Below are 12,517 nucleotides of genomic sequence, written 5' to 3'. Positions count from 1 at the left end.
TGGAACCCTGCACCTTCAAGTTGAACGGATATAGCAAACTTGTGTATTTACCATAATAGGAATAATGAAAACTTATTTTTAAGTTTTTATACTTTAAACTTTTAATCAGTTATTGAAAAATGAGCTCGTATTTTATTTTGGGGGTTTAAATGAAAAAAATAACCTTGAGCTTTAACTTAACCTGTTCATTACGGGAATAGAGCGCATAAACGGTTTTTTCCGTGTTTAAGATATACTTTTGGTCTGTACATATATTCACTATAGGAGTGCTGGTCATGAATAAAAAAGCAGTAACCCAACAGCAAAAAATCCAACTTTTCAACGACGCCATGCAGTATGTTTTGGCAAAACACGACGTTTCCAGAGTGGCTGATTATTTTACAGACGATGCGGTCATAATAATTAATGACAGGCGCCTTGCGGGCCACCAACAAATTTGCGAACGATTACAATGGATTAAAGAGCATACCAGTCATGTTGAGGTTTCCATACAGCGTGTTTTTTTTGATGGTGACCGAGGCTTCGACCACCATACATCCAGAGTAACGTCCCATGACGGTAATTCAGCCCTCTTTAAAATATTTGGGTATATAGAAATGCGCGATAATAAAATTTCACTGTATGAAGATGTGACCATCCAGGTTGAAGGTGAAAATGCGTTGCACTTAGCGACATCAGTTAAGCAATAACTCATATCCAGGGGTTCTGCGCCGGAACCCCAGAAAATTCCGTAACGAAAGCTCAATGCCATTAGATTTGCATTACGTTGAATAAATAACGGATTATGTGACAGGTTTTAGAAGCTTTGATGCGTAATTCAATGGAACTAAATCCAGAACCTACGATCTGATCAGCTACGTTCACTCCTTATCGTAGTTCTATGCCTAAACCTCGTTACAAAATTCTATGCCGCTGAGAGCGCTGCAAGGATTTATCGACTCGATATTTAGGTTAGCCCATGTACCGTTAAGTTGTCCGCATTACACTTGTATCAGCCGTAGAGCCAAGCAAGTTGAGGTCTCATAAGACTAAAACGAGAGGAGTGATACAGCACTTAGCCATTGATGCGACAAGCCTTAAAGTTTATGGCGAAGGAGAATGGAAAGTCAAAAAACACGGGACAGATGGCAAGCGTAGAGTCTGGCGAAAGCTGCATATTGCCATCGATACAAGCACTCATGAAATTATTGCAGCCGAGCTAAGTTTATCGACGGTTACGGATGGGGAAGTTCTCCCTAACTTACTGAAACAAACACGTCGAAGTATCCTTGAGGTATCTGGTGATGGGGCTTATGACACGAGAGCGTGTCACGCTGCTATTAAGATTAAGGGAACCATTGCGCTTATTCCTCCAAGAGAAGGGGCAGCCTTCTGGGACCGGGGTCACCCTAGAAACCTCGCCGTGGGTTGTCAGAAGTTATACGGCTCAAATAAGTATTGGAAAAAGCGGTATGGATACCACAAACGTTCACTCTCAGAAACCGCGATGTATCGAGTTAAACAGTTCAGCCGTAGATGCATGGCGATGCAAAACCCATCATGGTAAGCGTGGGAGAGGCTTTCAGTACTCTGATACAGCGATTGAAACCGCCTTGATGATTAAGGGCATCTTCTCTCTCCCTTTACGTGCTCTTGAAGGCTTTATCGACTCTATCTTTGAGCTATTAGATGTTCCACTAACGTCCCCTGACTACACCTGTATCAGTAAACGCTCGAAGACAGTTCAGGTCAAATATCGCAATAAATCGAGAGGGGCTATTCGCCATATAGCCATTGATTCTACTGGCCTCAAAGTCTTTGGTGAGGGTGAGTGGAAAGTGAAAAAGCATGGTGCAGAAAAACGTAGGACATGGCGTAAACTGCACTTAGCTGTAGATGTGGATACTCACGAAGCGATTAGTGCGGAAGTCAGTCTTGTAAATGTAGGCGATAGTGAAGTGTTACCGACGTTACTCAACCCACTACGTAGAAAGGTCGCTGCCGTATCCGCCGATGGAGCATATGACACAAAAAATTGCTACGAGACTCTGAAAAATAAAGGCTGTACTCCGTTAATACCGCCTCGAAAGAATGCAGCTCTTTGGGAAGACGGTCATCCCAGAAACAAAGCGGTAGTGGCTCTGAGAGATGGAACAATATCGGAATGGAAAACAGAGTCTGGTTATAACTATCGTTCAATATCTGAGACTGCTATGTCCCGATATAAAGGACTAACAAGCGGTAAATTGAGCTTGAGATGTTACAACGCTCAAGTGGGCGAAATCATGGCGAATGTCAAAGCGATTAACAAAGTCATAGGACTAGGTATGCCCGTTAGAAGCTAACGGCTAGCTACATATGGTGTCGTTGATCTTCAAGCTGATTTGATCAACAACGCCCTCAAGCATTGTAGCTAAATGCTTGAGCTATAATTTTTAAGCTGTAAAACTGATAGGTGAAATGAAGTTTCGTATCGAGCTATGGTTAGAACACCGTAAACGAAAAGATCTTTCTCTGGAGGTATTGCGGTGACAGACTCAAGTACAAAAAAATGAAATACACCTCTTTCACAAGCGTAAGAACACGACGATATTCTTGAAACAAGGGTATATATACCCGTGATCATTGAAGATGCTTGATTTTACAGAAAATCAGGATCATGCTACACACCATGAAAATAATATTGACTCCTCAACAGAAACAACAACTCGAAGAGAAACACGATTCAACTCGTGATGGTCGAGTGCGCGACTGCATCAAAGCGGTTTTACTTGCGTCTGAAGGTTGGAGTCAGGTGATGATTTCTCAAGCTCTTCGTATTCACGAATCGACCGTTTCTCGTCATCTCAGTGATTATGTTCTTTCTGAAAAACTTAAGCCTGAAAATGGTGGCAGCCAAAGCCGACTTTCTGCTGGGCAAACCATGCAACTTATCGAGCATCTGGCAGAGAAAACGTATTTTTACACCCACCAAATTGTCGCTTATGTACAAGCTGAGTTTGGTATCCGTTATACCGTGGCAGGAATGAACAAGTGGCTACATCATCATGGCTTTTCCTATAACAAGCCGAAAGGTGTGCCGCATAAGTTTGATCCAGAGATGCAGCAAGCCTTTATCGAACATTACAACGAGACGCTAAGAAACAGCGAAGACCCTGTGTTATTCATGGATGCCGTTCATCCTACGCAGTCAACAAAACTTAGTTATGGCTAGATACGAAAAGGCCAAGACAAAGTGATTTAGACAACAGGCAGTCGAACTGGTCTTAATATTATCGGTGCGTTACCACTTCAAAATATTGGCGCAACCGTGACAGACTCGTATGACACGATAAACCGCGAGAGCATCGTTCGCTTCTTCTGGAAGCTCAAGAAGGAGCATTACCCGTTGGAGCAAAAAGTACACCTAATACTTGATGGTACCGACTATCATCAGTCAGAAATGGTAAGAAATGCGGCAAAAGTACTCAATATCGAGCTTCATTACTTACTGACTTACAGTCCAAATTTAAATCCAATAGAGCGGTTATGGAAAGTGATGAATGAGTATACGAGGAACAATATCTACTTCTCCTCGAAGGTTGAATTTACAACATCTATTAATGAATTTTTCAATGTGACGCTGCCAAACGTTGCAGGCTCACTGGTATCCAGAATTACGGATAAATTTCAAATTTTGAAACCTGCATCTTCAAGCTGAGCGGGTATACACATATAAAAAAGAATAAGCAAGTTAACCTATTGATATAGTTAACTTACTTACTCGTTAACTCACTTCTTATATGGTTTTAACTAGAAAGAGCTACAGCTCTGTTGGGTTTTCTTTTTTAGCATTAATGAAAGACGGTCACTTGTATTAACTACCAAGGTAACTGTTCCCCGTTGTATGCGTAGAAATGACCGCTTTGCTCTGGTGTGGCGGTGCGAATAATGTCGACGAGTTGATGTGCCACGTAAGCCGAATCAAATAGCTTGCCTTCCGGTACATTTGCTTGAAAGGGTTTCGACAACGCAGTATCAGTCGTCCCTGGGTGCAGCGCTAATATGGTGCCTTTCTTAATGGTGCGACCCCATTCAATCGACATGGTTTTAATGAACATATTGAGTGCCGCTTTTGATGATCGATAGCTATACCAACCGCCTAAGCGATTGTCTGAAATACTGCCAACCTTGGCAGACACCACCGCAAACTTAGGATTATCGCTTGCTTTTAGAAGTGGGGTGAAATGCTTAGCGAACAACAAGCTCGGAAGGGTATTCACAGACATGTTTTTGAGGAAAAACTCTGGGTCAATGGACGACAGGTTCTTTTCAGGCCCCAGTTCTGGCGTATGTAACATCCCAACGCAGTTAATCAGCCAATCGAGTTGATCAAATTGAGCTCGTAATTCGACGATATCGGACTCTTGAGTCACGTCAACCTGGTGCCAAGTCAGGCGTTTGTCATCAACCTCAGGCTTTTGGGAATGGTAAGTTGCAGCGACATGAATATCGAGAAAATCAAAGCGAGACAGCTCAGAGAGTAGGTGTTTAACCACGGCGAGGCCAATACCGCCACTACCTCCAATAACCAATATGTGTAATCTGAGTTGCTCCACCATTATAAGTTCTCCAAATTCATCAGTCGTTGTTCTGCGGTATACAGTATCGCTTGTTGTTCTTGTTCATCCATGTTGTCCCAAGAACGATAAAGCATACCCATGCGAGGGTTTTGGTTTAAGGCGTCGCGGTGTTTGTTCATAAAGCGCCAATACAAACTGTTAAACGGACATGAGGATTCACCACTTCGCTCTTTAATGTGATAATGACAGCCTTTGCAGTAGTCACTCATGCGATTTATGTATGAACCGCTGGCAGAGTATGGTTTGGTTCCTACGATCCCGCCATCCGCAAACAGTGCCATACCTCGTGTATTTGGCATTTCAACCCATTCAATCGCATCAACGTAAATGCCGAGGTACCAGCTGTCGACTTGGTCTGGCGCAATACCTGTGATTAAGCAAAAGTTGCCCGTTACCATGAGCCTTTGAATATGGTGGGCATAAGCATACTCTAACGATTGATCAATCGCGTGTTTCATGCAATTCATCTTAGTTTGGCCATCCCAAAAGTAATGCGGTAATGCTCGGTCTGCTGAGTAGTGGTTCTTGGTAGCGTAAGCTGGCATGTTCGCCCAATAGACCGCGCGTATGTACTCACGCCAGCCCAATATTTGACGGATGAACCCTTCAACCTGTGCAATATCTATAGTGGGTGCACCTTGCTTAGAAGAAGCGTGATAAGCCGAAAGAGCTGCATCAATAACTTCGCTAGGGCTAAGAAGCTTAGTGTTTAACGAGAAAGAGAGTCGGCTGTGATACAAGCTCCATTTTGAGTTGTGTTCCACTGTCATTGCATCTTGAAAGTGGCCAAACAGTGGCAAACAAACTTGGCAGAAGTGAGCGAGTAAAGACAAACTTTGTGCACGATTCACCGGCCAAAGTAGTTGGTCACCAACTTGTCCTATGGTCGCAACTTGATGTCGCTCAATACGCTCGAGGATGGATGAGATGTTGTTGGCGAACATCAAGGGTTGTGGCAGGTTTTCGATGTCCTGTTTCTTGAGTTTTTTACGGTTGTTGGCATCATAGTTCCATTTACCGCCAACTGGTTTTCCATCGTCTAAGAGAATATCGAAACGCTTTCTCATTCGGCGATAGAAATGCTCCATCATGATATGTTTGTCTTTCGGAAACTGTTCTTCGATTTCGGCAAAAGGAAACATGAAGTGCTCGGAGTCAAAGCACCCTTTAACAGTATTAGGTAATTTGAGCTTGTTGAGCTGTTCTAATAGACGGTATTCGTCTGGTCTTTGGTATTCAAATTTCTCGGCGTCAAACTCGTTTGTGTAGTGCTGAAGTAAGGCGTCGAGATCTTTAAACTGTGCCGTATCATCCAAGGTTAAATGCAATACTTGGTGCCCACGTTGTGTTAGCTCTTCAGCGAAATAACCCAAAGCAGAGAAGAACGCCGCCACTTTTTGGATGTGCGAGGCAACATAATCGGTTTCCTGCTTTAGTTCGGCGATGATGTAGATCACCTCATCACTGGTATGATCAAACCAAGAGTGCTCAATGTTGAGCTGGTCGCCTAAAATTAGGCGTACAGTTTTGTATTTCATATTACGTCCTGATATCGAGTTGACGCTGAAGCCTCGTCTTCCCGGTGCCATTTGTTGATAAATGTGTGTTCCGGGTCATACATCTCTGTCTGCTTAACGAGATCGAAATGGCGGGATTTAGATTGTGATTGATGGGCTGCACTTTGTTTGTTGGCGTTCTGGGGTGCCTGTGGATTCAACGCTCCGGCGATATAAGCCCAATTCCCCCAATTCGATGCCACATCGTAATCGATGAGTTGGCTTTCGAAATAAGCAGCACCGTGGCGCCAATCAATATCTAGCTCATGAATCAAGCAGCTCGCGACCAGCTGTCTGCCTCTGTTAGACATATAACCCGTTGCATTAAGCTGGCGCATGCAGGCGTCAACAATGGGGTAGTTGGTGTTGCCGCTTTTCCATTTAGCGAAGCTTGATCCCGCAGTGGTACCGAGCAATTGTTCATCGGAGAGATCATTAGATCCCGGACCAAACAGCGACGTCCCCAGCGTTAAACACTTCCAGTAGAAATATTCACGCCACAACAACTCAAAGTAAATCCAGTAGGTAGAGTCGTTCACGTCACGATGCGCTTCGAATTGCTTTAAGTGGCGATAAATGGTTTTTGGCGAAACACACCCTAATGCTAGCCATGGCGAAAACTTTGTTGAGTGCTCTATGCCATCCAATGCGTTTCGCGTCTGTTTGTAGGTGACGGCGTAGTCATGTGAAAAGTAGTTTTCTAAGTGGGTTAACCCTGCGGCTACGCCGCCTACATAGTCGCCTTTTTCTGAGTCATCTAACTCAAGTATCGGCTTTCTATAACAGTCAGTAGCGGTTTGTGGCGCTGGTGGCAGGTACGTTATTACACTCTCTTCTGTCTCAATCTCTAAACGTTCAACTTGAAGACGGAACTTGGTGAACGAACGAGGCAGCTTGGTAAGTTCGAAGGGGAATAAATCACTCTCAAATAGCGTGGTGTTATGCTGCTGAGAGATGAGCAAATCAGGGCACTGCGTTAGCGTATCCTTTATCCACTGTCGTTCGTCATGGGCACAATGCGAATTGGCAAAAAAGTGTGTCACTTGCTGAGATTTGACAAGTTGAACTAAGTTCTCACTTGTATTTTGGTCCAGCACAAAAAGGCGTTGTCCAAGTCGTGACAAGCTCGAGGCTAAATCATCAATAGACTGCTTAATGAAAAGGTGACGATGCGCCCCGTTTTCCTGTTCTTGTGAAAGTCGGACTGAATAGGTAGAAAGCTTTGGTTCAGTTGCAACACACAGTAGCTCATCGACGATCTGCGACGCCTGATAAAGTAGTGTGTTGTCGTTGATTCTTAAGTCATTTGTAAAAAGATAGAGACCAATCTTTTTCATGCTTACACTCGTGAATTGTTAATTATTAGACGCTTACGAGTTGATACGCTAACAAGATCACAAATGATCTAGGGAAATAGGTAGTGCTTAGCCTGAGGAAAAGGGGCGATCACAAGAGGGTATTCAGCCAACTGGATTATGCCAACCAATAATACCGATAGAGGTTGGCAATGCTGAACGTTTTAACCGTTTAACAGAAAGCTGCTACTCCATCGGAACCACCAAGATATCAATCGGAGAGGTATCGATTATCTGTTTAGAGTGGGAAATAAGCTTATGCCAAAAATCATGGTGATGGCCGCACATCAATAGGTCAACGTTGTTTTCTGAGATAGTATTCTTGAGCTTATCGTTCAGATCGCCCGTACCAACAAAAATATGCTTAATAGGGTGCTTTGCGTAAGCCTCGAACTCTTTCAAGTGGTTAACGGCATCTTGGTTGATGGGCAAATCCCCGTCGTTTGCTTGAATATCAACCAGCTCAGGGTAGATTTCTCCATGCGTACCATCGATGTAGACAAACGAAATACCCGCATCGAGTTTATCTGCGAAGAAAGTCGCTCTATCAATCAGTACTTTGGTGTCGTCAGACAGTTCAACCGCGACTAGAATATGTCGATATTCCATAATTTAAGCCTTTTGTTGTGGGTTATGTAACAAGCATAGTTTTTGTTGGCGCAAATGATATCGAAGAGGTCTCATATTAGGGAGAATCGTCATTCAAAGAGCTTATAAAGGCTATCTTGTATATAGCGCGTTGATTGATAAGAAATTTACAAAAGGTTGATATAGTGGATGAAGCGTTAGCTTATGCTGTTAGATAGGCTTGAAAGTTCAATGCGCCACCAATGAAGAGGCATCAATGACAGCATTACTCACCATTCCCACCCGAACACTTGGCTTTGATTACGATATCGAGATTCGTGATTGGTCACAAAAATTGGTTGGCTTCCATGTGTTTGAAGACGGACGACGTCCACTCGATGGTGGTATTGGGTTAAGCCTTAATCTCATAGAGCAATTTGATGTTAAAGGGCGGTGGTTAGAAACTCTGCCAGCACGCTACCGTGAAATCACAGATAACTTTCCAGAGTATCAGTACCAAATGCTATGGTTGGCGGCTAACACCTATGAAGCGGCGCAACTGTTGGAATTACGGCCAGTGATCTTGGCACTGATTTGCATGAAATACAGTGTTGATAACCAGAAGGCTTTGAAACTGAGCCGTTTAGGGCAAAAGAAGATCCTGGCTAAGCTTGGTTTAGACAGTAGTAAAGCGACGCTAAAATTTATTGATAAGCTTGAGTTGCACTACAACGTTGGTGATGAACTCGACCATATCGTGCGAATTCTAGAGCCGCTGCAAAGACGAGTTCTTAAGTTTAAGCACTACTCGAAGGTTGGCTACACGGCACTGCGTTTGGATCAGGTACACCCATTTTTAACCGGCAGTCGATTGGGTATTGCAATGGTTGAAGAGGGGCGGCTCAATTCTCCGTCGAAGATGGCCATGTTCCAAGATGCAATATTGTTGGGACAGGATTTAGAAATTGATGATCCTTTACGCTCAATAACCAGTCAGAACTCGTTCGCAATGTTCGAACAACTCCACGACCGTTGGACTGAGCAGCGTCAATTGCGACGTTTAGAAGGCAGTCGCCCTATGGACATGGATATCCCGTATCCGGTCCCTTTGCTTGGGAATGAAAACATTCACCCAATTACGGATTACTTTGATCTTGAGAAAGAGGGCATCGAACAAAAGCACTGCATTGGCGTGTATCATAATCGCATTATGAGTGACCGCTATGTGGTGTTTCGAATGATGAAGCCTCAGCGCCTAACCATAGGTTTACGTCGCGTTCCAAGTAAAGCGTTTCCGTTCGAGGTTGACCAAATCTGCGGTAAAAGAAACGCGCCACCGACAGAGGCAGCTCGCCAAGTGATTCACGATTGGTTGGAAGAGAGCAACCAAACGTACTCCAACCAACATTGGTTAAAGTAGATTGGGTAAAGTAGAAGGGAATCTATATGTATCAACAAGGCGATTTGTGCCCACACTGTGGTTTGATTATTGCGATGCCAACGGACTTACAAGCCGAGTGCTTAGGTTGTGGAGAAGAGATTAATCAAGACGTAGACTATTATCATTACGAGGAAGAAGAGTAGCGTAACACCGTTTTTATAGAGTAGTTCAATTCATTGGCTCTCATTTCTATCGTTTGTATTTAAAAAGGAAGTTTAAATGCAAAAATTCGTTTTTAGACAATGTGTCCAGCACTCTCCACATTGGCAAGAGCTCGAACGCCTTTTTCAAAGTGAATGGGCGGACTTTGAGTTTAAATCGGCCTATCCAGAACACTCAGCCCCAACCAATGCTCATCTGCCGCCAGCTATCGTGGTTATTCGTGAAAATGTTGTCATCGGTGGTTTAGCATATTCCCATTTTCAAGAACCTCATCAAGTAAGGGATGTTGTTTGGATTAATGCTGTTTATGTTGATGAAAAATGGCGAGGCCAAGGCATCGCGAGTGAATTGATTAAGCGAGCGGTTGAACAAATGCCTGGCTTCTACCGGTCGAAAGCCAAGGAAGACTCTGCGTCTAACCTTTATGCCTATACCAATATACCGTCTTTGTACCTTTCTCTCGGTTGGTCGAGCGTCGATATCGAGAGCGACCCAGACCATCATGTGATGTGCGTTTCTTTTTGAGTGAAAGTATCGCTTACGATGTTAAAAGTGTTTAGCTTTATGTAAGAAGTGGGGCAATTATCGCCAATAAATCAAACAACTAGACGCTGATTAAAGCTATCAATACGATTTATTACGGCAGTTGTTGAGCACAAAGTCTGTATTGACTAGAATGACGCACTTTTTTTATTTACGTACATACAGGTAATGAACATGAGCGATACTAATTCAAGACCAGCTTTACCAGATCATCTTGCAGGTAACCCACGCAGCCCACACCACATGGCTGAGTGTTTCGAATACCCAATTGGCATTCGCCTAAATGGTAAAGAGCGTACTGATGTTGAAGAATACTGCATCAGCGAAGGTTGGGTTAAGATCCCTTCTCCAAAAGCACTAGATCGTTTTGGTCAGCCAATGCTTATTACTCTTAAAGGCACTGTAGAAGCTTACTACATCGAAGAGTAATAGATAGCCGTAGATGCTACATACGGAATATTGTTTATAGAAGGGTTTAGATAAGTCTAGGCCCTTTATTTTATCTTAAAACTTGAAACACATACCTTTTTCCAGAAAAAACTCCCCATTACACGCAAAACAGTCATGAACAATATGCAGCAAGAACAACAATGCGATGTATTGTGTTTGTTTTATGTTCGATTGCTCATTTTTGTATAATACTTGTTCGGCTATACGTTGATTAAATAATATTCTGATGGTCAAAAATATGAAACATCGCCTAATTAAATGAAACTAATTTGCTGCATTTAAAAAAAATCATTGTTAATAGATATATCCATCACAGAAATTATTCCTGAAGCACATACAATCCCTCCTGTTTTCGAATGAGCGTAAATTTTTTCGTTCGAGCATTTTATTCTTCCTTCGCCCAATAATATGAGGTTCCTATGTTTGGAATATTCAAACCTATGGCGCATATCGATCGCTTGTCATCAGATAAGATCGATAGCACTTACACACGATTACGATGGCAACTGTTCATCGGTATTTTTGTTGGCTATGCGGGTTACTACCTAGTCCGTAAAAACTTCAGTTTGGCAATGCCTTACTTGATTGAACAGGGTTTCAGCCGTGGTGAGCTAGGGGTGGCATTAGCAGCCGTATCTATTGCCTATGGTTTATCTAAATTCTTAATGGGTAGCGTTTCTGACCGTTCTAACCCTCGTTATTTCCTCAGTGGTGGCTTGTTAATGTCGGCACTGGTTATGTTCTGCTTTGGTTTCATGCCTTGGGCAACCGGCAGCATCACAGCAATGTTTATTCTTCTATTCTTGAACGGTTGGTTCCAAGGTATGGGCTGGCCAGCGTGTGGACGAACCATGGTGCACTGGTGGTCACGTAAAGAGCGTGGCGAAATCGTGTCTGTATGGAACGTTGCTCACAACGTGGGTGGTGGCTTGATTGGTCCAATGTTCCTATTGGGTCTGTGGGCTTTCAACGATGATTGGCGAACCGCTTTTTATGTTCCTGCATTTTTTGCCACTCTCGTTGCTATTTTTATTTGGTTCACAGTAAGAGATACGCCTCAATCTTGTGGTCTACCGCCAATTGAAGAGCACAAAAACGATTACCCAGATGATTACGACAAATCTCACGAAACTGAGATGACAGCGAAAGAGATCTTCTTTAAGTACGTATTCAATAACAAACTGCTGTGGTCTATCGCGATTGCAAACGCGTTCGTTTACCTAATTCGTTATGGCGTACTGGACTGGGCTCCTGTTTACCTAAAAGAAGCGAAAGACTTCTCTGTAGATAAATCTTCTTGGGCTTACTTCTTGTATGAGTGGGCTGGTATTCCTGGCACGCTATTGTGTGGTTGGATCTCAGATAAGCTATTTAAAGGTCGCCGTGCTCCAGCAGGTATCTTGTTCATGGTACTGGTTACTATCGCCGTTCTAGTTTACTGGTTTAACCCGGCAGGCAACCCGACCATTGATATGCTGGCACTGATTGCGATTGGTTTCCTAATCTACGGTCCGGTAATGCTAATTGGTCTATACGCACTTGAACTTGCACCTAAGAAAGCAGCGGGGACTGCGGCTGGCCTAACAGGTCTATTCGGTTACTTAGGCGGTGCGGTTGCAGCAAACGCCGTACTTGGCTTCATGGTTGACCATTACGGATGGGATGGTGGTTTCACTATCTTGGTGGGGGCTTGTGTTGCTTCAATCATCTGTCTTCTATACGCGTTTGTCGGTGAGCGTAAGCACCATAAACAAAAAGATCTCGAACGAGAGAAAGAAGCGCTAGCTCAGTAGTATATTTACTGAATCACATCTACTAATGACAACAGAGGCAGGTATATTC

General features: G+C 43.4%; 10 protein-coding genes and 3 pseudogenes. 9 read left to right on the top strand and 4 right to left on the bottom strand.

Annotation, left to right across the window (positions count from 1 at the left end; translation table 11 throughout):
- Positions 1–275 precede the first annotated feature (275 nt).
- The 4 genes and pseudogenes from L1D11_RS04135 (at position 276) to L1D11_RS04120 (ending at position 3,679) form a co-directional block, all read left to right on the top strand.
- Complete coding sequence (locus tag L1D11_RS04135) at positions 276–689, top strand: nuclear transport factor 2 family protein (RefSeq protein WP_239834310.1); 414 nt, start codon at positions 276–278, stop codon at positions 687–689.
- Between the two features lie 214 nt (positions 690–903).
- Positions 904–1,504: pseudogene (locus L1D11_RS04130) on the top strand (IS5 family transposase); the annotation flags it as partial.
- Positions 1,497–2,324 (top strand): annotated as a pseudogene (locus tag L1D11_RS04125) (IS5 family transposase); the annotation flags it as partial. The pseudogenes L1D11_RS04130 and L1D11_RS04125, both read left to right, overlap by 8 nt.
- A 326-nt stretch (positions 2,325–2,650) precedes the next feature.
- Positions 2,651–3,679 (top strand): annotated as a pseudogene (locus L1D11_RS04120) (IS630 family transposase).
- Positions 3,680–3,839: 160 nt separating this feature from the next.
- Here L1D11_RS04120 and L1D11_RS04115 read toward each other — a convergent pair.
- From L1D11_RS04115 to L1D11_RS04100, 4 genes are all read right to left on the bottom strand, one after another.
- Positions 3,840–4,580, bottom strand: coding sequence for an SDR family oxidoreductase (locus tag L1D11_RS04115; RefSeq protein ID WP_239834309.1), 741 nt, complete (start codon positions 4,578–4,580; stop codon positions 3,840–3,842).
- On the bottom strand, positions 4,580–6,139 hold the full coding sequence (locus L1D11_RS04110; RefSeq protein WP_239834308.1) for a cryptochrome/photolyase family protein: 1,560 nt from the start codon (positions 6,137–6,139) through the stop codon (positions 4,580–4,582). Before L1D11_RS04110 ends, L1D11_RS04115 begins: the two co-directional genes overlap by 1 nt.
- Positions 6,136–7,494 carry a DASH family cryptochrome gene (locus L1D11_RS04105; protein ID WP_239834307.1) on the bottom strand — a complete coding sequence of 453 codons (1,359 nt, stop codon included), beginning with the start codon at positions 7,492–7,494 and terminating at the stop codon, positions 6,136–6,138. Before L1D11_RS04105 ends, L1D11_RS04110 begins: the two co-directional genes overlap by 4 nt.
- Positions 7,495–7,698: 204 nt before the next feature.
- The gene (locus L1D11_RS04100; RefSeq protein WP_105025005.1) at positions 7,699–8,121 is read right to left on the bottom strand and encodes a universal stress protein; all 423 of its coding nucleotides are present in this window, start codon (positions 8,119–8,121) and stop codon (positions 7,699–7,701) included.
- Positions 8,122–8,356: 235 nt separating this feature from the next.
- On the opposite strand from L1D11_RS04100, the gene L1D11_RS04095 reads away from it, so the two are divergent.
- From L1D11_RS04095 to glpT, 5 genes are all read left to right on the top strand, one after another.
- Positions 8,357–9,499, top strand: coding sequence for a PcfJ domain-containing protein (locus L1D11_RS04095; protein WP_239834306.1), 1,143 nt, complete (start codon positions 8,357–8,359; stop codon positions 9,497–9,499).
- A gap of 26 nt (positions 9,500–9,525) precedes the next feature.
- Positions 9,526–9,663 carry a hypothetical protein gene (locus L1D11_RS04090; protein ID WP_239834305.1) on the top strand — a complete coding sequence of 46 codons (138 nt, stop codon included), beginning with the start codon at positions 9,526–9,528 and terminating at the stop codon, positions 9,661–9,663.
- Between the two features lie 76 nt (positions 9,664–9,739).
- Positions 9,740–10,207: a GNAT family N-acetyltransferase gene (locus L1D11_RS04085; RefSeq protein ID WP_239834304.1), complete on the top strand. Its 468-nt coding sequence runs from the start codon at positions 9,740–9,742 to the stop codon at positions 10,205–10,207.
- A gap of 192 nt (positions 10,208–10,399) precedes the next feature.
- Positions 10,400–10,654, top strand: a complete 255-nt coding sequence (locus L1D11_RS04080) for a DUF3297 family protein (protein WP_239834303.1) — start codon at positions 10,400–10,402, stop codon at positions 10,652–10,654.
- A 440-nt stretch (positions 10,655–11,094) separates the two neighbouring features.
- Positions 11,095–12,468, top strand: a complete 1,374-nt coding sequence (glpT, locus tag L1D11_RS04075) for a glycerol-3-phosphate transporter (RefSeq protein WP_239832479.1) — start codon at positions 11,095–11,097, stop codon at positions 12,466–12,468.
- Positions 12,469–12,517 lie beyond the last annotated feature (49 nt).

It is taken from the genome of Vibrio sp. Isolate32 (genome assembly GCF_022397955.1).
Classification (GTDB): domain Bacteria; phylum Pseudomonadota; class Gammaproteobacteria; order Enterobacterales; family Vibrionaceae; genus Vibrio.
This window is presented reverse-complemented; position numbering and strand designations above follow the sequence as displayed.